Source organism: Eubacterium ramulus (assembly GCF_003122485.1).
GTDB lineage: Bacteria > Bacillota > Clostridia > Lachnospirales > Lachnospiraceae > Eubacterium_I > Eubacterium_I ramulus_A.
In genome coordinates, this window is record NZ_JRFU01000135.1 from 1 (window position 1) to 19,842 (window position 19,842).

A 19,842-nucleotide genomic window follows, 5' to 3' on the forward strand; every position below is an offset into this window, starting at 1 on the left:
ATTGCTTTTCGCAATTGAAGCAGGGGACTTACTTGATTCGGTTAAAATTTTTAAGAAAAGGAAGGTAATTTACTATGAACACAACCGAAGATAAATTCGTACTTGGAGGACATGAATTCACATCCCGCTTTATTCTGGGATCCGGAAAATTTTCACTGGAGCTGGTACAAGCCTGTATCGAAAAAGCAGGTGCTCAGATCATTACACTGGCGCTGCGCCGTGCCAACGAAGGCGGTCTGGCAAACATTCTGGACTACATTCCGGAAAATATCACGCTGTTGCCAAATACTTCCGGCGCCAGAAACGCAGAGGAAGCGGTCCGCATTGCCCGTCTCTCCAGAGCTTTAGGCTGTGGTGACTTTGTCAAAATCGAAGTTGTTCACGATTCCAAATATCTGCTTCCGGATAACTATGAGACCATCAAAGCAACGGAAATCCTTGCAAAAGAAGGATTTGTCGTGATGCCTTACATGTATCCGGATCTGAACGCTGCCAGAGCCCTTGTGGATGCAGGTGCCGCATGCATCATGCCGCTTGGCTCTCCGATTGGTTCCAACAAAGGTCTTTCCACCAGAGATTTTATCCAGATCCTGATCGATGAGATTGATCTTCCGATCATTGTAGATGCCGGTATCGGCCGTCCGTCTCAGGCATGTGACGCCATGGAAATGGGTGCTGCCGCTGTCATGGCAAACACTGCCGTTGCCACTGCCGGAAATGTGCCGCTGATGGCAGAAGCCTTCAAAAAAGCCATAGAAGCCGGAAGAAGTGCTTATCTGTCCGGTCTTGGACGCACCATCGAACGGGGCGCAAGCGCATCCTCCCCATTAACTGGATTTTTACAGGATTAGGAGGCATGCAGACATGGAAAACAAACATATCAACGAAAGTATTTTAAGTGAAGAAATTCTGGAAGATCAGAAGAAAAACCGTATTGACCACATGACCTATCTGCCGGATATGCAAAATATCGGCTCCGATATCATGGATCAGGTCATTGATGCCATGGAACACTATGACTATGCCAAATATACCGCAGAAGATGTAAAACGTGCACTGGCACATTCGGAACGTACCCCAGAAGATTTTCAGGCGCTGCTCTCTCCTGCCGCACTTCCGTTTCTGGAAGAAATTGCACAGGCAGCTCAAATTGAGACAAAAAAGCATTTTGGCAACAGCGTCTACATGTTCACACCGATCTACATTGCCAATTATTGTGAAAATTACTGCATTTACTGCGGTTTCAACTGTCACAACAAAATCCACCGTGCCCGTCTGACACCGGAGGAAATTGAAAAAGAGATGGCTGCTATCGCTGCTACCGGTCTGCAGGAGATTCTGATCCTGACCGGAGAAAGCCCGACAATGTCAACAGTGGAATATATCGGAGAAGCATGCAAGATCGCTCAAAAATATTTTAAAGTCATCGGTCTGGAAATTTATCCGGTGAATTCCGATCAGTATGCTTATCTGCATGCCTGCGGTGCTGATTACGTCACCGTCTTTCAGGAGACCTATAATTCGGATAAATACGAAACGCTGCATCTGGCAGGGCACAAGCGTATTTTTCCATACCGCGTCAATGCACAGGAACGTGCCTTAATGGGCGGTATGCGTGGAGTCGGTTTCGCCGCTCTGCTCGGTCTTGATGATTTCCGCAAAGATGCCTTTGCCACCGGCTATCACGCTTATCTGCTACAGCGCAAATATCCGCATGCAGAGATTGCCTTTTCCTGCCCGCGGCTTCGTCCGATCATCAACAATGACCGCATTAATCCAATGGATGTGCACGAACGTCAGCTGCTTCAGGTAGTCTGTGCTTACCGCCTGTTTATGCCATTTGCAAGCATTACGGTTTCTACCAGGGAATGCGAACGTGTCCGGGATCATCTGGTGGATATTGCTGCCACGAAAATTTCTGCCGGTGTCAGCACCGGTATCGGAAGCCATGTGGAAGATATTGAGGACAAGGGCGATGATCAGTTTGAGATTGCAGATGGCCGTTCGGTGGATGAAATTTATCATGCGCTGTTGCAGCATAAATTGCAGCCGGTTATGAGTGATTATATTTATGTATAAGTACTATAATACCCAATATTTATGCTGTAGATATGCTATAGTTCTCAAATGTATATAATATTTCCATATATGAGTTATAGTTCTCATATCCTAGGATATTTATATATTATTAAGGGAGATACATTTATTATGAACACCAAAATAGATATTTCCAAAAATATGGCAACACAGAATTCAAATTTTCCAATTCTCGCGGTCAGCAACCGGCATCTGGCAGCGCATCCATTTCTGGATCAGATTGAGCGGGTGTGCCAGGCACACCCCGCGGCTCTGATCCTGCGGGAAAAAGATCTGCCGGCAGAGGATTACAAAACCCTTGCCATAAGGGTTTTGCCCATCTGCCAACAATACAATGTTTCCTGCATCCTGCATACATTCTGGCAGGATGCGCTTGCCCTTGGATGTACCTGCATCCACCTGCCGCTGCCGCTGCTTCGCAGCCTTGCAGGTGCCGATGGAACCGCCTTGGAAAAACTGGCAGGTTTTTCCGTCATCGGCACCTCCGTCCACTCCGTGGACGAAGCGCTGGAAGCCGAAAGGCTCGGCGCAACGTACGTTGCCGCCGGGCACATTTATGTGACCGATTGCAAAAAAGGACTTGCACCCCGCGGTCTGAAGTTCCTTCAGACTGTGTGCAAGTCCGTATCGCTGTCGGTCTATGGCATCGGCGGTATTAAATTTGATCCTGCCCAATGGCAGGAATTAGAATCCGCCGGTGCCGCAGGCGGATGCATTATGTCCGGCATGATGGAGCTCTAATCCATCTGCCGGACTTTTCTTACTTTCATTACAGCATCGACATGATAAATAATCCCACGCAGATAGCGAAAAACAACAGCATACCCGGATTTCCAAACATCACCGATGCCATTTTTCCTGTCGGTTTTTCGTATTCTCCACTACGCCACTCCAGCTTTTTCACTGACATAATAAAAAATACAAGTCCAGCAATGGCAAGTCCGATCATACCAATTTCTAACAGAATTAACGCCAGAAGTGGTCCCATATGATTAAAGACCAAGTCAATGGAATCATACGGATTCTGTGAAAGCCAGGAAGCATAATCTATTTTCTGCAAAAGCCAGGAAGATAAAAATCCTCCCAAGAAATTCACGGACATGTGCAATGCGATGCTATATCTGAGTTTTCCGGTACGAATGTATACATATGCCAGCACGCAGCCCAATCCAAACGCATAGAAAAACTGATGAAAATTACCGTGAAACAAACCAAACATTAATCCAGATAACAATACTGTCGCTTTATCCCCATACACAATTGCCCGATCTACCAACGCTTTACGAAAAATCAATTCTTCCATGATTGGTGCAAGGATCACGGTAAACAACAGGTTGTACCACACACTTCCGCCTGTCATCAGACTATCCAATCCCAGTGTCAGATCCAGTCCGGTTGCCCGCGTGATCAGCGCACATACGATATTTCCAATAATATTTCCTACATACATGATAAAAATGCTGATGCAAAGAATCCGAAACCACCGACCCGGTTTCAATTTACTCTGATACAACTGCATCGCCGGTAACGAACGTAACATCTTAAAGCAAACCGGAATCGCGATCAGATAAAGCGGTATCAGTGATACCAGCCAGTTTACAATTGCCAGATCGGTCCACTCCGGTGCTGCCACAGCCAGGATCAATGATACAACGATCTGTATCCCCGTCGTCAACAGTGCCATCACAAAGTAACTCATTCCTATTTTTGAAAAAAATCTTCTGTCATCCATAAGTGTATCTTCTCCATTTCTTCTGTTTATTCTACACTACTTTTATTATCACATTTCTTCTATATTACATCTGGTATCATATTTTTTCTACCTTTTCACATTATTTCTGGCATCATATTTCTTCTGCTTTTTCACATTACTTCTAGCATTATACTTCTTATTTCACACTACATCTAACGCCATATTTATCTGCTTATTTTTCAATATAGCCTGTGTCATATTTCTTCTGTCTATTTTACATTACTTTTAGTATAATAGCTATATGTGAATTTTTTAAGAATATCACTATAATTATTTATAAACAGGAATGAAAACAAATTCAATATAACGGAGGCTTTTTACCATGAAAATTATTGATATGCACTGTGATACTCTCTCTGCCATGCTGAATCGCAAACGTCAGGGGCAGACCTACGGTCTGGATCAGCACCATACACAGATCTCACTGGATTGGATGCAGCAAAGCGGCTATCTGCTTCAAAACTTTGCCGTATTTGTCAATCTGGAAGAAACCCAAACACCTCTGCAGGATGCACTGGAAATGATTGATCTGTTTTACTCGGAACTGGAGGCTCATCGCGATCTTATTCGTCCAGTCCGCTGTTTTGCTGATATTGAGAAAAATCAGTCCGATGGTGTCATGTCTGCCCTGTTAACCGGTGAAGAAGGCGAAATCACCCTTGGAAAACCAGAATTTTTGCACATTCTGTATCGTCTTGGCATGCGCATGATGACACTTACCTGGAATCATGAAAATTCCCTTGGTTATCCAAATAAACAGGAAAAAGGCTTAAAAGAACAGGGCATCTGTTTTCTGCAGGAAATGGAACATCTCGGAATGATCATTGATGTCTCCCATCTGTCTGATACCGGATTTTATGATGTCCTTGCTCATACAAAAAAACCGTTTGTCGCAAGCCATTCCAATGCCCGCAGCCTGTGCGCTTCCCCACGAAACCTCACAGATGATATGATCCGCAAACTGGCAGAACGTGGCGGCATCGCCGGTATTAACTTTTACCAGCATTTTCTTGGTGAACAAAACGCGGATGAGTCTTATCTGGATCTGGCCGTGCAGCACATGAAATACATGATAAATCTTGGCGGAGAAGATTTCGTTGCCCTTGGTTCAGATTTCGACGGAATCGACCGCTACGATGACATTCCAGATTGCAGCGTTCTTCCAAAACTGGTTCAGACAATGAAAACGGCCGGCTTAACACCGACTCAAATTGAAAAAATCTGTTACCAGAATACCTTACGTATTTATCGGGAGCTGCTGTAAACCAAGCGACTTTCCCTCACGAATGATTTCTTTATGTGAATAAAATAACAACTACCAAACTTCTTTTTTCAGAAAAAAATCTGGAAATCCTAATTTATAGGTTCTGATACAAACAATGCCTGCATATACTGATACAGGAAATGTATGAAAAAATACACTTTTTAAAATACGTCATTTATCGTATATGGAGGCATTGTTATGATTCAGTTTGTAAACAATTTTCTAAAAAAGTCAAACAAAATCGGTTTTTTCTTTGTTCTGATCCTTGGCACCCTGCTGCATTTCAGTTTTGCATGGCTTCGGGAAGCACCCGTGGCAGGATTGTTCAGTGCCGTCAACGAATCCACCTGGGAACATATGAAGCTCCTCTTTTTCCCTTCTTTTCTGTATTTTCTCTGGGAATACAAAAAATACGGTTCTTCCTCTAAGGATCTGCTCACAGCCCGGACACTGGGACTTTTTTGTGGACTTGCCTTTATTCCGGTCAGTTTCTACACCTATACCGGTGTGATTGGCAAGGGATTTTTCCCGGTTGACATTGCCATCTTTGCCGTCAGTGTATTTCTGACCTTTTATGCCAGCACCCGTTTTCTGGCGCATCCACTGAAGTTGACAACCTTTACAGCTTTTCTGCTCCTCTTCGCGTTACTGGCAGCATTCCTGACATTTACCTTTTTTCCGCCACATATTCAATTATTTTTGGATCCAGTTGATTTTACTTATGGCATCTGAGTTTTTATACTCTGGATTCGATTTGCTGTATATTCCGCTATTTTTTAATCCAGTTAATTTTACTTACGAGATCGGAGTTTCTGGACTTTGAGCTTGATCCGTTGCACATTCAGCTGTTTTTAAATCCAATTTTTTACTTACAGGATCGGAGCTTTTGTACCTTGGACTTGATCCTCTGCAATGCATTGTCAATGGATTTCTCTGGTTTGTTCCATTTTTCCGCAATCTGGCGGTAATTCATACCATCCAGATAATCCGTTAATACTTTCTGCTCCAACGGACTTAAGTTGGAGCGGATTTCCTCCAGAAACTGTTCCACATTCTCCCGTTCGATCAAAATCTGTTCCGGATTATCTTCCCGCCAGGAAATACTTTCCGCCAGAGGAACACCTGACGTATCCGATGCATCTTCTGAGAGAGAAATGTACGAATTTAGCGGTCCATGTTTCTTTCGACTGGCAGCCTCAATCGCATGATAAATCTGTCTGCCAATACACAGATCCGCAAAATAATAAAAACTTCCCTGACTGCGGTCAAAATCACGGACTGCCTTAAACAGCCCGATCATCCCCTCCTGCACTAGATCATCCGTATCTCCGCCCAATAAAAAAACAGCATTTGCCTTTTTACGAACGAGATATTTATATTTTTCCAGCAGAAAATCCATGACACCGGATTCCCCGGCGCGTAATTTTTCTATCAGTTCTTCGTCCGTCAAGGCTTCATACTGTTTTTCCATATATTCTTATTCCGTTTCTATTTTCTCTGTAACCGCTGGCGCACGATCTCATAAGCCAGAACACCTGCTGCCACCGATGCATTCAGGGAATCGATATCCCCTTTCATCGGAATGGATGCGGTAAAATCACAGTTCTCGCGCACCAGTTTGCTGACACCGTCACCCTCATTTCCGATCACCAGTCCGATTGGTCCGGTCAGATTCTGACGGTACATTACTTCACCATCCATATCGGCACAAACAAACCAGAGTCCCTGTTTTTTCAGTTCTTTCATGGTTGCGCTTAAGTTTGTTACTTTTGCTACCGGTGTGTAATTCAACGCTCCGGCAGAAGTTTTTGCTACCGTTGCAGTTAAACCAACCGCGCGGTTTTTCGGAATAATGACACCATGTGCTCCCGCAAGGTTTGCGGTACGGATGATCGCGCCAAGATTGTGCGGATCTTCGATGCCATCTAACAGAAAGATAAATGGCGGTTCTCCGGCTTCTTCCGCTTTCGCCAGAATATCTTCTACCGTCGCATAATTGTATGCCGCTGCATAGGCAATCACGCCCTGATGTTTCTTTGTCTCAGACATATTGTCCAGACGGTCTTTGGAAACAAATTTTACCATGGTGCCATGTTTTTTTGCTTCTCTTAAAATTGTCTTGATCGGACCATCCTGACAGCCTTCCAGCACAAATACCTTATCAATGGTCTTGCCGGAACGAAATGCTTCCAGAACCGCATTTCTGCCCTCGATGGTTAATTCTTCGTATCTCATATAGATTTATAATCTCCTGTTCATTCACTATTTTTACAGGAACTTTGTCAAACAGATCGCCATCCCCATTTACTCATTTTTCTAATAAAGTAGGGAACTTCTCCTGATTTCGTTCCATTCCTGTCATTTTTCTAATGATGCTGATATAACTTTTCTTCTTTCTCCAGACCGTCCAGTCCCAGAACCGTAAGTTCCAGAATCCGGTCAAACCGGTCTGCCAGATACAGATATCCCATCAAAGCCTCAAACCCCGTCGCCCGGCGGTAATCACTCATACTGGCATTTTTTGCCATAGTCGGAGATTTTGCATTCCGTCCCCGCTTGTATACGGCTTCTTCCTCCTCAGAAAGTACCGGAAGCAGGTACTCCATCATCGCTGACTGGGAGTGTGCCTTTACCAGATGACTCGTATGCTGATGAAGCTGGCTTGCTTTCGTGTTTCCCTGCGCCACGATCATAGAACGAATCACAAGGTCATAAATGCCATCCCCGATGTATGCCAGAGTCAGCGGCGAATAGGTGCGGATATCTCCTTTTCGAATGTCAAATGTTTCACGGATTGCACTGAAAATCGGCAGTGCTGCTGTATCTACGCTCTTTTCCATGTAACTCCTTCTCTTGTATCTTTCAGAATAATTCCCATTGCTGCAAGTTCATCACGGATCTCATCAGCACGGGCAAAGTTTTTCTCTTTTCTTGCTGCCTGACGCTCTTCGATCAGTTTCTCGATATCCTCATCCAGAATCTCTGCCTCTTTTTCTACAATGATTCCAAGAACATCGCACAGCTCTTTTAATTTTGCATATAATGCATCAATGTACACTTTGCTGCTCTCACCGGATGCATTGGTGTTGCAGAATTTTACATACTCAAAAATTGCGGATACCGCATCAGCAGTATTGAAATCATCATCCATTGCAGCCTCAAATTTTTCCTGATATACATGAGACTGTGCCAGAAGCTCTTTTTCTGCCTCTGTCAGCTCACCGGTTGTGCTGCCGGATAATCTCTGCAGGTTTTCTGCTGCTGTCACAATACGCTCCAGACCGTTCTTTGCAGCTTCCATCAGATCAGCGCTGAAGTTCAACGGGCTTCTGTAATGTGCAGAAAGCATGAAGAAACGCAGAACCTGAAGGTCATATTTTTCACCAATCTCTCTTACGGTAAAGAAGTTTCCAAGAGATTTGGACATTTTTTTGTTATCAATATTTAAAAATGCGTTGTGCAGCCAGTATTTTGCAAATGGTACGCCGTTGGCAGCTTCACTCTGTGCGATCTCATTCTCATGATGCGGAAAGATCAGATCCTCGCCACCGGCATGAATGTCAATCTCATCACCCAGATATTTTTTGGACATCACAGAGCACTCAATATGCCAGCCCGGACGTCCCTGACACCACGGAGACTCCCAGTACGGCTCACCGTCTTTTTTCGGTTTCCAGAGTACGAAATCCAACGGATCTTCCTTCAGATCACCGGTTACCTGGATATTTCTGTGTCCTGCTTCCAGATCATCGATATTTTTATGGGAAAGTTTTCCGTAATCTTTGAATTTTCTGGTGCGGTAGTAAACCGTTCCGTCAGCTGCCGCATAAGCATATCCTTTTTCGATCAGAGTGCTGATCATATCCAGCATGCCCTGAATTTCCTGTGTTGCCAGCGGATGGGTAGTTGCCGGTTTTACGTTCATGTCGTGCATATCTTTTTTGCACTCTTCAATGTACTGCTGAGAAACTTCCTCTGCAGTACGTCCTTCCTCGATGGCTTTTTTGATGATCTTGTCATCTACATCAGTGAAGTTGGATACATAATTTACTTCGTAACCTTTGTATTCCATATATCTGCGCACGGTGTCAAATACGATCATCGGACGTGCATTTCCGATATGGATAAAGTTATATACGGTCGGTCCGCACACATACATGCTTACCTTTCCTTCGTGTAAAGGTACAAATTCTTCTTTCTGTTTTGTCAGTGTATTATAAAGTTTCATTCCATGTAAGCAGGTTGCCCCGCTCTCCTTTCTCATATATATTTCCTTATTTTTTCATCAGAACGGCTGCTGTGATCTCTTGCATCTGTTCTTTCTTTTCTTCAATATCAAGCACTAAGAAAAACTGGTTGACCGCGCGATACAGATTCTGACGCTCATCGGAAAAATTCGTGATATTCCGATCACCGCTCAGATAATCCGTCAGAAAACGGATTCCGCTTTCCATCGTCATCAGCCATACGGCGTATACCATCAGTTCTTTTTCCTTTGCGGTCAGGATTCTTCCCATCTCATGGCAGTAACCCTGTACATAACCGCGGTACAGATCAAGATCCAGCTCAATATTGCCAAATTTTTCATCTTCTGTAAATGTAGCCGCTCCTGCACGCACTGCATCGCCGAAATCAAGGATCGATGCACCGGACATCACGGTATCCAGATCAATCAGACAGATGGACTTTTTGCTGTCACTGTCGATCAGCACATTACTGTAACGGGTATCATTATGTGTCACACGGCGCGGAATCTGTTTGGACTCCATCGCATCCTGAATCTGGTTAAGCTGTTTGGAACGATCCAGTACGAACTGAATCTGCTCCTGACAGTCTGAAGTACGGAAACAGATATCCGCACGAACCGCATCCAGAAGCTGTCTCATGGCATTTCGCATATCGTGCAGTTTTGGCACAGTAGCACCAAGCTGGCTGCTGTCAAAATCACGCAGACGGCGATGAAACTCACCGACTGCCTTTGCTGCCTCATAAGCTTCCTCCGGTGTCGTCGGTTTCTGCATCTCCTCACCACAGCAGATCATACGATACAGACGGAAATAACTGCCTTCCTCAGTCTGTAATAACTGATTTCCTGCTTTGGTGCGGATAAACGTCAGTGCTTCCAGTTCCGGATCACGACCTTCCCGCTCAATCGCATCTCTCAGATATTCTGTGACCAGGAAAAGATTGTTCATGACTTCTGTCGGATATTTGAACACAATATGGTTCATTTCCTGAAGTACATAATGCTCTCCACCGCAAACGATCTCATACGTATGGTTTACCGTTCCATGACCAAGCGGTTTTACATCGGTAATTTCCCCTTCTATCTGAAATTTACTGATAATCTCTTCAAACTTTAACATCTTTCTTACCTCCATGGTCAGACCAACTCGTTGACAAAAATTCGTAACCTGTCAAACATCAGTTGACCAAATGTTGCTATATCCATGGCTCTGGCATTTTCGCAAGCCTCTGCTCTCTCTGCCCTTCCGCCTGTTTTATCTATATAAATCCGAAAAATGCCATTATTTTCCGGTAATATGTCATCCCTGATCTGTAATATTTCTTCATAGGGCTTTTCTGAGCGCAGCATCTGAACAAATACCGGTAAATCTGTAATTCTCCCCATCATCACAGATTCTTTTCGCTCTGTCACATAAAAACTGTCATCTTTTCTTTCTCCAACCGACAGTTTGTCCTTATCAGAATTACCTTTATCCAAATCAGCTTTTCCTAAACTATCTTTATCGGGAATCTGCTGTTTTCTCACATCTGGCAGTATCGGTTCCCGAAGTTCAAATCCGTCTTCTTTAGCATAAAAAACGCTTCCAACCGGAGTTTTTTGCTCATCATACCAGACATATACTCCGCCATCTTCGCTTTCCTGTTCTTTCTCTATCCGTTCATAATACGATGCATTCCGCAGAATGTAAAGGTCAAACTGATCTGCAAGTATTCGGTCTGCCATCTGTGCCAGTGCTTTCGGATCAGCATCAGATTGATATTCTGGATTTTGGCAGAATCCCTTTAGCAGCAATTCCTGCTCTTTCGGAATCTCCCACACATACTGATTGTTCCAGTAACGATATCCCAATGGTTCATAATAAGCCGGATCTGCCGGCATCAGAAAGGAAAATACTTCGCCTCTGTTCCTGCAATCACGCAAAACCTGCTGCATCAGCTGACGCATATAGCCTCTGCGCCGATATTCAGGATCGGTTGCCACTGCTACAATATAATGCACCTCTGCCTGTGTACCACAGCAGCTTACCGTAAATGGATTGGCATGTACCATGGAAATAATTTTTCCATTTTCTTCAATCACTGCAATCTCATTCTCCCTGCATTTTTCCTGATAATAATAATCCACAAATTTCTGACTGTCTTCCGGGAAACAGCACTCATAAAGTCTGCGACTGTTCTCTTTTTCGCCCTGTGTCAGATAGCGCATACTCAATGGCATCCTCCGCATCCCGGGCAGCCTGCCGCGCTGTCCCCAACTGCTACGCTGTTTTCATAAATCGTAGACAACAGACACACCGCATTGGAAGAAATGCCTTCTTCTCTGCCGGTAAAGCCCAGATGTTCCTCCGTGGTCGCCTTGACATTGACCTGGCTCTTTGAAATGTGAAGCGTATCTGCAATATTCTGCTCCATCTGCTCAATATACGGTCTCAGCTTCGGTTTCTGCGCGATCACCGTCGCATCGATATTTTCTATAATATAGTGTTCTTCCTCCAGCAATTCTGCCACATGCTCCAACAGCTTCAGACTGGAAATTCCACGATACCGCTCGTCCGTATCCGGAAAATGTTTTCCGATATCTCCCAGTGCCGCTGCCCCAAGCAATGCATCCATGATCGCATGCAGTAATACATCTGCATCAGAGTGACCTAACAATCCCAGACTATGCGGAATCTCCACCCCACCAAGGATCAGCTTGCGTCCCTCTGTCAGCTTATGCACATCATAACCCATTCCTATTCTCATATGATAAATGCACCTCTTTTCTTTCCATATTTATCTCCTGTCATGCCTACTTCTGCAATTTTCGAAGTTCATTGAGCTTTTTGGCGTTCTGTTTTTCATATCTCATCTCACACGATCTACCTGCCATCTTCCTCAAAAATCCAATATGCATACCACAAGAGCCTATTTGGTTTTTAGTTTACCACACTTCTCAAAAAATTTCCATTGACTTACTGTTTTTTTCTTCTTAAAATTGATATGAGGTGATTTTTTGAAACGTTCAGAAAAACAGAAAAACTTAATGCGTTCGGCGATCGCGCCAACCATTGTTGCTACAATTATATTTTTTATCACATATTTTTTCTTTGGCATGGAAAACACGATGATCGGTCCCTTTGCAACGCTCTCGTTCCTGCGCTATCGAAATATGTGCAATCATTACGAATGTCTAATCCGGAACTTTATCGTCTACATGATCATGGCAGTATTTTCCTTTCTTGCCGTCATCAACCTTCCGCTCTGCATTCTGATCAATGCGGCGGCACTGTTCTGGCTGGCTTATCTGCTGATCGACGAATACAATCCGAACAATTATTTTCCGGCAGGCATGGCCCTGATCTTTTTCCAGATTGCACCAGTGCATACCTTTTCAGCACTTGGAAATCGTTTACTTGCCCTGCTGGCAAGCTTCGCCATTGTATTTTTATTTTCCTGGCTTCTTTCCCGCAAGGAAAATACGCAAAAACGCTTAATTGGATTGATTCAGGAAGGCTTTGAGGTATGCAGACAGCTGCTAGACCTTACCGCCAAGGACGGCGACGCTTCCTCTTTTGCAGAAAATGTGAACGAACTGCTTCCGGTTCATAAAAAACTCTGTGAGATTAATCAGAAATGTAGTATGGAGATTTATTCCTCCAACCGCGCGGCACTGCGCCACAAAGGGAAAATCAACTGGTACTGCCGCTTTGTGCTTGTATTTCAGGTCATCAACTATCTGACCAATCACCCGGAACAGGAAGGAAATCTGGCACGCGCAGAAGAAATTTATGCGAAATTTTATCCTCAGTTTCTGACCACAGAACCTACTGCGGACTACCGTAAGCTGACGTTTCGTGTACGCAAACCGGATATTCGAAATATGCGGCTTCGTTTTGCACTCCGTCAGGTGATCATACTGACACCATGTCTGGTGATTTCCTACCTGTGGCAGAGCAATAATATTTACTGGCTTGTAATTTCCATCTTTTTCATGATGATTCCATTTACGGAACATACCGTGCAGAGAGTTCGGCAGCGTGTACTTGGCACCATGGCAGGAATCGTGTTGTGCTTTGTATTTTTCACACTGTTTCCAGATTTCGGTTCCAGAGTTGTCATCATGACAGTGGCAAACTTTATGATCTATGCCGCCGACGGCTACGGTCCGATGGTCGCCTTTATCACCTGCTCCGCGCTGGCACTCCAGTCCATAGACAGCAGTGTTCCGATCGTCCTGTTGCAGCGTCTGTTCTATACCCTTGCAGGTGCAGGAATTGCTTTGCTTGCCAATAAGTATATCTTCCCGGTTCGTATCCAGAAACAGATGCAGTATCTATTCGAACTGTTGAAAAGTATCCGTACAAAACTGACAGAAGTGGATGCACATACCACTCCCGGAGAAGATGTGCGGCGCCACCAGATCGATCAACTGATCATTAAATCCTATCTGCTGTCTACCAGAGCAGAGAATTTGCAGGATTCACTGCCAAAAGAAAAGAAACTTCCGGATTTTGAAAATGATCGGAAACAGCATATGGCGTGGCTGGCGTCTTATCTGGTAAAATACTTGTTTGTGTGATAAAAATTTAGGTTATTAAGGTTATTAAAAGGGTCTGAGTTTATTTTATCTCCGCGGCTAACAATCGCTCGCTGAGAGAAAATAAACTCAGACCCTATAAACAAAATTTTACAGTTCATGTTGATACAAGGTTTTTTCATCTTTGATCAGAACGGTTCCCGCTCCGTCAATACTGAAAAATTCGATTGGCAACACATGCTCAATTCTGCCATCCAGAATATGCGCACGGTTTACTCCCTGATTGACTGCATCAATACAATGCTGCAGATAATCCATGAAATCCGGTTGAAAATGACGCGTTTTCTTTAATTCTTCTACCTCATCTACCGTAATGCGCGGATATACGTCACTACGTGTATCATCCGTATAAATACCCGGATATCTGGAAAGATAGATCAGCTTGTCTGCCTGCATCTTTACAGCCACTTCCAGAGCCGTATCCCGTGGATCAATATGTTCCATCTCATTATCAATATCATTTGGAACAATAACCGGAATATAATCATTTTTGATCATCATCTGAATTGTCTCAATGTCTACTCCACAGATACCGATTGCTTTTGTATCGTACAGCTCTAACAGTTTCGCAATACGTTTATTTTCACGAAATTTGTCTACTCCCATCTGGGTACGATGTACCACAATTGGAATCACACCGATACTTTTCAGCAATACAATATCCTTGATCATTTTCTTTTCTTCCACACCGGAAAGCCATTCGCCACAGTCATATTCTATCACGATTACTTTGTGAACAAAATCACGAATGTATGGCAATGCATCACACAGAACTGCCGCTTTATGCTCTATATTTTCTAAATAACGATCCATAACTTTACCTCATTTATCTTTTTCTGGTTACAACAACCTTTTTTATTATACGGCAATCCATTACAACTGGCAAGGTCTGATCCGGTATAGTAAATATCATGCATTACTTTATCTTATTTTTTCTTCACAATACAACGCTTTTTAAAGAAAGAAATTCCATAACAGAAAATATGATCGTACTCATCTTCAAATTCTGATGTATACATTCTGCTGTCAATCTGGCATAATGCCACATCACAATCTGCATCCATCGCTTCCAGTTTTTTTGAATACTTCGCCTCAAATACGGCCACATTTCCATTCGCCGCATCATAAACCACTACATCACTACGACCTTCGCCATGTTCGCGGTTTGACTCCACCATATATCCAGCTCCGGCAAAAATTCCTGCCAGAAATGCATGATAAAAGTCCTCTCGATAATCATGATAGCTGATAGTTTTGCGCAATAATTTGTTCATTTCCTGTGTGATCGTATCCGAATCACCATTCCAAACAGCCTCAAACAACGCTTTGCGATTCCATGTCTTAGCACTTTCATCGAACCATTTTGCAATTGTTGTCTCAAAAATCTCCTGAATCTCTTTATTTGGTATCGTCAGTGCTGTATATTCGTCCAGAATCTGTATTTCCTGTGCATCTACTTTTTTCACACTGGTCAAATACCCTGTCAGATATAAAACGCTCCATAGATTTTCTTCTGAAGAATGCAGATAATCATACGTAAGATTCTCGTCGATTTGCTGCACAATATATCCACCGGAAAGCAATGTTTCCAGTTTTCTGGTAATTGATCCACCTGCAAAATCAATAAAGGAACGAATGATCGCATTATCACTGGTATTTTTCCAATATCCAGTCGGTTTTGCATCCGAATCCGCCTGAATATCTCGCAAATAATTCATCACGTCCCACGGACAATACACATCACAATCGCCAAAATGATATCCGTCATACCAGAGTTTCATTTCCGAAGCATATTCTGTCGCATCCATATCTTTCAATAACTGTTCTACTTCAGACTGTGTAAAGCCAAAATATTCATTTAATTCAGACTGCGTGATCGTATCCGAAACCATATTGTTCGTCCCGGTAAAAATACTCTCTTTGGCAATTTTCAGACATCCGGTAATCACCGCAAATTTCAAAGATGAATTATCTTTTAATGCCGTACTCATAAATACTTTGATCAGTTCCAACATCTGATCATAATAGCCATGATTACTTGCTTTTGCAATCGGCACATCATATTCATCCAACAACAAAATGACCTGCTTCTGATAATAGGTCTGAAGCATACGCATTAACGTGCTGAGTGAACGGCTGATCTGTGCCTCACTCGCCTGTCCCGCCTTCAAAAGCAAAAACAGTTCTTTGTCATCCGGATCAATCGCTTCACATTCTAATACATAAGTATATCGCTTATATAATTCTGAAATCTGTAACACAAACTGTTCATATGCTTTTTGATAAGATAAACCATCAATATCTTTCATGGAAAGGAAAATTACAGGCCATTGATTCATCCATTGTTGACACAAAACGGAATCATTCATAATATCCAGATTCGAAAAAAGCTCCTCACTGTCTCTGCGAATATCAAAAAAGCTGGACAACATACTCATGCCAAGTGTTTTTCCAAAACGCCGCGGGCGAGTGATCAGTGTCACTTCTGCCGGAGTCGGCTCGACAATTTTTCGAATAAGATCACTTTTATCCATGTAGTAATACTTGTTTTTTCGGATTTTTTCAAAATCGGAAATACCGACAGAGATATTAATTGTCTTCATGCCGAAAATCTCCTTTCCCACATATGTTTTTCTGTTTATATTTGTTATATATTATCATAACACGAAGGATAAAATGGGACAAGAAAAGAACATAGTGCTAATATGTTCTTTTCCCGAATACTCTTTCATTTTTCTTATTTATAACCTAATTCAGACACAATTTGTTTTGCTTCAGATTCATAATCATGGTACGCGGTCACATACAATACTGTATTCTCCTGCTTTATAACTTCACAATAATAATCTTCTGCACTTACCTGATAATCCGTATACTTCTTTTTATCTTCTTCTGTAATTGTCGCTGTGTCCACATCCTCATAAATATTATTAATGTTTGAAACAGCATATTGATAAACCGTATCAGAAGCTTCTGGGCTATCCATAAAGTAATATTCAAATGAATATTTTTCCTTATCCAATGCAACATAGATATACTGATACGTAGAATCTGACGCTGAAGACGTTTGATCTACTACCTCTAACCCTCTATCCTCCATATTTCTTTTAAACTCTTGTGCTGTCATTGTTTGAGAATTTGTCGTATTTCCACATCCACACACAAAAATTAGCAAAAATACTACACTTACTACTTTTAAAATTTTCTTTTTCAACTTTTTTATTCATCCACATATGTAACACGTACGTCTGTGAATTCTACCTCCAATTCTGTTGACTTAAATATCTTGTTTTGATTTAACCCTCTTGTAGGAATGTTCAAATGTACAAGCATGCCCTCATTATTTTCAATTTTTCCCATGAAAGCCTCATCAAAATCTATTGTAGCTTTCGCAAATTGAACTGTATGTAGTATACAAGATTTCACTTTTATCACTCCATGTAATTCTCTAATTGCCTTTCCACAATTATTAATAATTACAAATACCGTATTGGTTCTTTTTCCAAAATCATCATAATTTCCCTGAATGCATACCAGAAAAACAGTCCTATTTTCTAATTCAATTTCTAAGCCATTAACATACTCTTGTACACTTTGCAATTCTTTTTTCACATCAAAATTTTTCAACTGACTCTGATGTGCTTCAACTAATTTTACTTTAATATTGTTCATATAATCTCACCTTAATTCGTCCAATTCTGAACTTTTGTTTTAACATAATTGTAGGATGATTCCAATGATCCCAAAGGTCCTAAACAACCGGAAGCCTTATTATTATATTCCGACTTTTTAGTATTAAGTGCATCTAAATTTGTATCGATTCTAGATATAACTGCATCATAAGAATTTCCCAACTCCTGAATAGATGGCTTATATGTATATGAAAATTTATTACCTTTGAAATCTGTATATGCCTTGTTATAAAAAGTCCTGATATCACTCTTATATTTTTTTAATGTCTTCTTATCTTGAAGCATACGGTCATAAATTTTCTGAATTTCAGCAGCCTGATCCAAATAGTTCTGTCGCTCATTCATTTTATCGCTAATCTTAGATGCAATATTTTTTAATTTTCTTTTTAAATCATCTAATGTTTCTTCCATTCTACTACTCCTTTGTTAAATACGACACCCTTTTACATCAGTGGAATTCCTGTATTATCCGGCAAAAAACTTCTTTTAGGCTTATTTGGATCATATAATACTCTTATCCTAGTGCCTATCTCAATAGAATCTAATGCAATTTTTGAATGAATTCCAACTGGAAGTGCTCCTAATTTATAAGTTGAAATTTTTTTATACTTAATCTGCTCCGTACAAGTGTAATTTATTCCATTGACAGCATATTGAACAGAAATAAACCATACATCTCCATTCCATCTCTTTTTTATAATTGTCCCTTCCTCTTCGCAAACACATTTTTTCTCATTAAATTTAAACATTATATTCTTTCTTTACCATGGCCACTTCATATATATTGTCGGTACTGTAATCTCGATATTTCCACCAAGTAAAAATTCTCCTTTTATTTTTAAAGTTGTAGCATTAATATCCGCAATATCTAAATCTATTGCTTTCTTACTCTCTGCATAAACTGCAAAGCTTCCTCCTGCATTTGCACTTGCTCGTACTTTCACTTTAAATAAATCATCTTTTTCATCCCCTGTTGCTGTTCCATCATATACTTTATAACTTAAAAAGTTAAATCCTCCTTCTATCCCTGCCGAAGCCAATGACGCCCCTGCATCAACCCCTATTGCAAACTGTCCATCATCCTCAAATTCAAATGCTGCATTTCCATTTGCATTTAAAACATCTGCATTTCCTTTTATATATCCGTTAAAATTATCTGTTCCTGCAACAACAGATCCATTAACTTTTATCACACCAGCTTCTGCTTTTACATGCGCACCAAAATACCCATCACCGGCACCTATTTTCAAATCTGTTTCCGCATAACCAACTTTAGCTTCCCCCTGCGCTTTAATATAATCCGTTAACTGCGCATATCCATTTAAATTTAATACAGAAGCCCTTGCTTTCATAAACGCCGTGTTATTTTCAACACCGCTCTCATAGGATGCATTTAGAAATGAATATCCTGCATACGCATATACATCAGAACATAATCCCGCAGCCCATTGGTCTTCTGAAACAGAAACAGCGCCTGCCTCATATTCAAAAGGATCTTCTGAAAGTAATAACGTTAATGTAGCATTAGTTTGTGTTGTGTACCAACTTTGGTTTGACAACGTTACTGCTTGATCCGGCATAAAATTTCCATCTTTATAGCACAATCCCATTGTTTGCGTAATCTGTGACTTTAACTCCTGAATTCGTGTTAACAATTCCTGAGCCGATACTACCGCATCTGCATCTACACTATACAAATCTGTTCTAATTTGCTGTAACATATTCGTTACCTGCCCATATGCATCATACACATCTGCGTATCCTACATCTACAATATTTATATACTGACTGGCTGCTCCCATAACAGAACTTATTTCGTTTTCCATTCCCTCATAAGTACTTTTTTTCCCGTCTAGATTGCTACCAACTTCATCTAATTGCGTCTCAAAAATTGTTCCATTTGACGCACTCTCAAATTGATAAAAGACTTCTGTAATTAATTGTAAAATCATGGTCATTTCAGACGAAATATCAAGTAAACCTTGTATTAAATTAACTGTTCCTTTAGAAAAATATGTTTTAAATGCATCTGCCGCACTTCCACGCATATAATTTGTAACCGTTAATTTATATGCCGCTTTATATTGTTCATATAAAGCATCCTGAACAGTACTTTCATATGTATGAATCGCATTATACATATCTAATAGTGATGTTGATTTTAATTTCAATGATCCCTGTGATGCCATTCTACATTATCCTTTCCTCT

General features: G+C 41.6%; 21 protein-coding genes. 6 read left to right on the forward strand and 15 right to left on the reverse strand.

Going from position 1 to position 19,842, the window contains the following annotated elements:
- Positions 1-74: 74 nt before the first annotated feature.
- The 3 genes from LG34_RS11780 (at position 75) to LG34_RS11790 (ending at position 2,838) form a co-directional block, all read left to right on the forward strand.
- Positions 75-851: a thiazole synthase gene (locus LG34_RS11780; RefSeq protein ID WP_109216236.1), complete on the forward strand. Its 777-nt coding sequence runs from the start codon at positions 75-77 to the stop codon at positions 849-851.
- Between the two features lie 13 nt (positions 852-864).
- Positions 865-2,079 carry a 2-iminoacetate synthase ThiH gene (gene thiH / locus LG34_RS11785; protein WP_109216237.1) on the forward strand — a complete coding sequence of 405 codons (1,215 nt, stop codon included), beginning with the start codon at positions 865-867 and terminating at the stop codon, positions 2,077-2,079.
- A gap of 129 nt (positions 2,080-2,208) precedes the next feature.
- Positions 2,209-2,838, forward strand: a complete 630-nt coding sequence (locus LG34_RS11790; RefSeq protein ID WP_242979893.1) for a thiamine phosphate synthase — start codon at positions 2,209-2,211, stop codon at positions 2,836-2,838.
- A 28-nt stretch (positions 2,839-2,866) separates the two neighbouring features.
- Here LG34_RS11790 and LG34_RS11795 read toward each other — a convergent pair whose 3' ends face one another.
- The gene (locus tag LG34_RS11795) at positions 2,867-3,829 is read right to left on the reverse strand and encodes a CPBP family intramembrane glutamic endopeptidase (protein ID WP_109216238.1); all 963 of its coding nucleotides are present in this window, start codon (positions 3,827-3,829) and stop codon (positions 2,867-2,869) included.
- Positions 3,830-4,172: 343 nt separating this feature from the next.
- Between LG34_RS11795 and LG34_RS11800 the strand changes: the two genes are divergently transcribed.
- Complete coding sequence (locus LG34_RS11800) at positions 4,173-5,114, forward strand: dipeptidase (protein ID WP_109216239.1); 942 nt, start codon at positions 4,173-4,175, stop codon at positions 5,112-5,114.
- A 198-nt stretch (positions 5,115-5,312) separates the two neighbouring features.
- Complete coding sequence (locus tag LG34_RS11805) at positions 5,313-5,846, forward strand: DUF6512 family protein (protein ID WP_109216240.1); 534 nt, start codon at positions 5,313-5,315, stop codon at positions 5,844-5,846.
- 133 nt (positions 5,847-5,979) lie between these two features.
- Here LG34_RS11805 and LG34_RS11810 read toward each other — a convergent pair whose 3' ends face one another.
- The 7 genes from LG34_RS11810 to ispF all read right to left on the reverse strand — a co-directional run bounded on the left by LG34_RS11810 (position 5,980) and on the right by ispF (position 12,107).
- A complete protein-coding gene (locus LG34_RS11810; protein WP_109216241.1) occupies positions 5,980-6,585 on the reverse strand; it encodes a sigma-70 family RNA polymerase sigma factor in 606 nt (201 codons plus the stop codon).
- A 17-nt stretch (positions 6,586-6,602) separates the two neighbouring features.
- On the reverse strand, positions 6,603-7,349 hold the full coding sequence (gene rlmB / locus LG34_RS11815) for a 23S rRNA (guanosine(2251)-2'-O)-methyltransferase RlmB (protein ID WP_109216242.1): 747 nt from the start codon (positions 7,347-7,349) through the stop codon (positions 6,603-6,605).
- 131 nt (positions 7,350-7,480) lie between these two features.
- Entirely contained in the window at positions 7,481-7,954 is a 474-nt protein-coding gene (locus tag LG34_RS11820) for a Mini-ribonuclease 3 (protein ID WP_109216243.1), read from the reverse strand.
- Positions 7,939-9,342 carry a cysteine--tRNA ligase gene (cysS, locus tag LG34_RS11825; RefSeq protein ID WP_109216268.1) on the reverse strand — a complete coding sequence of 468 codons (1,404 nt, stop codon included), beginning with the start codon at positions 9,340-9,342 and terminating at the stop codon, positions 7,939-7,941. The genes LG34_RS11820 and cysS overlap by 16 nt, the downstream gene beginning before the upstream one ends.
- Positions 9,343-9,388: 46 nt before the next feature.
- Positions 9,389-10,480 (reverse strand): phosphotransferase enzyme family protein, encoded by a 1,092-nt coding sequence (locus tag LG34_RS11830; RefSeq protein WP_158582247.1) that lies wholly within the window; start codon positions 10,478-10,480, stop codon positions 9,389-9,391.
- A gap of 17 nt (positions 10,481-10,497) precedes the next feature.
- On the reverse strand, positions 10,498-11,580 hold the full coding sequence (locus LG34_RS11835; RefSeq protein WP_181369357.1) for a GNAT family N-acetyltransferase: 1,083 nt from the start codon (positions 11,578-11,580) through the stop codon (positions 10,498-10,500).
- Positions 11,571-12,107 carry a 2-C-methyl-D-erythritol 2,4-cyclodiphosphate synthase gene (gene ispF, locus LG34_RS11840; RefSeq protein ID WP_109216246.1) on the reverse strand — a complete coding sequence of 179 codons (537 nt, stop codon included), beginning with the start codon at positions 12,105-12,107 and terminating at the stop codon, positions 11,571-11,573. The genes LG34_RS11835 and ispF overlap by 10 nt, the downstream gene beginning before the upstream one ends.
- Before the next feature lie 250 nt (positions 12,108-12,357).
- Here ispF and LG34_RS11845 point away from each other — a divergent pair, with 250 nt between their 5' ends.
- The gene (locus tag LG34_RS11845) at positions 12,358-13,923 is read left to right on the forward strand and encodes an FUSC family protein (RefSeq protein WP_109216247.1); all 1,566 of its coding nucleotides are present in this window, start codon (positions 12,358-12,360) and stop codon (positions 13,921-13,923) included.
- Between the two features lie 108 nt (positions 13,924-14,031).
- Here the strand turns inward: LG34_RS11845 and LG34_RS11850 are convergent, their stop codons facing one another.
- The 7 genes from LG34_RS11850 to LG34_RS11880 form a co-directional block, all read right to left on the reverse strand.
- Positions 14,032-14,754 carry an acetylglutamate kinase gene (locus tag LG34_RS11850; RefSeq protein WP_109216248.1) on the reverse strand — a complete coding sequence of 241 codons (723 nt, stop codon included), beginning with the start codon at positions 14,752-14,754 and terminating at the stop codon, positions 14,032-14,034.
- Between the two features lie 113 nt (positions 14,755-14,867).
- Positions 14,868-16,544, reverse strand: coding sequence for an AAA family ATPase (locus tag LG34_RS11855; RefSeq protein ID WP_109216249.1), 1,677 nt, complete (start codon positions 16,542-16,544; stop codon positions 14,868-14,870).
- A 134-nt stretch (positions 16,545-16,678) separates the two neighbouring features.
- Positions 16,679-17,155, reverse strand: coding sequence for a hypothetical protein (locus LG34_RS11860; protein ID WP_109216250.1), 477 nt, complete (start codon positions 17,153-17,155; stop codon positions 16,679-16,681).
- Between the two features lie 5 nt (positions 17,156-17,160).
- Entirely contained in the window at positions 17,161-17,613 is a 453-nt protein-coding gene (locus tag LG34_RS11865) for a hypothetical protein (protein ID WP_109216251.1), read from the reverse strand.
- 11 nt (positions 17,614-17,624) lie between these two features.
- On the reverse strand, positions 17,625-18,044 hold the full coding sequence (locus LG34_RS11870) for a DUF5082 domain-containing protein (RefSeq protein WP_109216252.1): 420 nt from the start codon (positions 18,042-18,044) through the stop codon (positions 17,625-17,627).
- A 32-nt stretch (positions 18,045-18,076) separates the two neighbouring features.
- A complete protein-coding gene (locus LG34_RS11875) occupies positions 18,077-18,382 on the reverse strand; it encodes a DUF3592 domain-containing protein (RefSeq protein ID WP_109216253.1) in 306 nt (101 codons plus the stop codon).
- A gap of 12 nt (positions 18,383-18,394) precedes the next feature.
- Complete coding sequence (locus LG34_RS11880) at positions 18,395-19,822, reverse strand: T7SS effector LXG polymorphic toxin (protein ID WP_109216254.1); 1,428 nt, start codon at positions 19,820-19,822, stop codon at positions 18,395-18,397.
- Positions 19,823-19,842 lie beyond the last annotated feature (20 nt).

What these genes read in the sequence shown, in the direction of transcription:
- rlmB (WP_109216242.1), bottom strand. Translation starts at nt 7,349, where the DNA reads ATGAGATACGAAGAATTAACCATCGAGGGCAGAAATGCGGTTCTGGAA.
- LG34_RS11835 (WP_181369357.1), bottom strand. Translation starts at nt 11,580, where the DNA reads ATGCCATTGAGTATGCGCTATCTGACACAGGGCGAAAAAGAGAACAGT.
- LG34_RS11780 (WP_109216236.1), top strand. Translation starts at nt 75, where the DNA reads ATGAACACAACCGAAGATAAATTCGTACTTGGAGGACATGAATTCACA.
- LG34_RS11830 (WP_158582247.1), bottom strand. Translation starts at nt 10,480, where the DNA reads ATGTTAAAGTTTGAAGAGATTATCAGTAAATTTCAGATAGAAGGGGAA.
- LG34_RS11800 (WP_109216239.1), top strand. Translation starts at nt 4,173, where the DNA reads ATGAAAATTATTGATATGCACTGTGATACTCTCTCTGCCATGCTGAAT.
- LG34_RS11820 (WP_109216243.1), bottom strand. Translation starts at nt 7,954, where the DNA reads ATGGAAAAGAGCGTAGATACAGCAGCACTGCCGATTTTCAGTGCAATC.
- LG34_RS11880 (WP_109216254.1), bottom strand. Translation starts at nt 19,822, where the DNA reads ATGGCATCACAGGGATCATTGAAATTAAAATCAACATCACTATTAGAT.
- LG34_RS11850 (WP_109216248.1), bottom strand. Translation starts at nt 14,754, where the DNA reads ATGGATCGTTATTTAGAAAATATAGAGCATAAAGCGGCAGTTCTGTGT.
- thiH (WP_109216237.1), top strand. Translation starts at nt 865, where the DNA reads ATGGAAAACAAACATATCAACGAAAGTATTTTAAGTGAAGAAATTCTG.
- cysS (WP_109216268.1), bottom strand. Translation starts at nt 9,342, where the DNA reads ATGAAACTTTATAATACACTGACAAAACAGAAAGAAGAATTTGTACCT.
- LG34_RS11805 (WP_109216240.1), top strand. Translation starts at nt 5,313, where the DNA reads ATGATTCAGTTTGTAAACAATTTTCTAAAAAAGTCAAACAAAATCGGT.
- LG34_RS11870 (WP_109216252.1), bottom strand. Translation starts at nt 18,044, where the DNA reads ATGGAAGAAACATTAGATGATTTAAAAAGAAAATTAAAAAATATTGCA.
- ispF (WP_109216246.1), bottom strand. Translation starts at nt 12,107, where the DNA reads ATGAGAATAGGAATGGGTTATGATGTGCATAAGCTGACAGAGGGACGC.
- LG34_RS11875 (WP_109216253.1), bottom strand. Translation starts at nt 18,382, where the DNA reads ATGTTTAAATTTAATGAGAAAAAATGTGTTTGCGAAGAGGAAGGGACA.
- LG34_RS11855 (WP_109216249.1), bottom strand. Translation starts at nt 16,544, where the DNA reads ATGAAGACAATTAATATCTCTGTCGGTATTTCCGATTTTGAAAAAATC.
- LG34_RS11810 (WP_109216241.1), bottom strand. Translation starts at nt 6,585, where the DNA reads ATGGAAAAACAGTATGAAGCCTTGACGGACGAAGAACTGATAGAAAAA.
- LG34_RS11865 (WP_109216251.1), bottom strand. Translation starts at nt 17,613, where the DNA reads ATGAACAATATTAAAGTAAAATTAGTTGAAGCACATCAGAGTCAGTTG.
- LG34_RS11790 (WP_242979893.1), top strand. Translation starts at nt 2,209, where the DNA reads ATGAACACCAAAATAGATATTTCCAAAAATATGGCAACACAGAATTCA.
- LG34_RS11795 (WP_109216238.1), bottom strand. Translation starts at nt 3,829, where the DNA reads ATGGATGACAGAAGATTTTTTTCAAAAATAGGAATGAGTTACTTTGTG.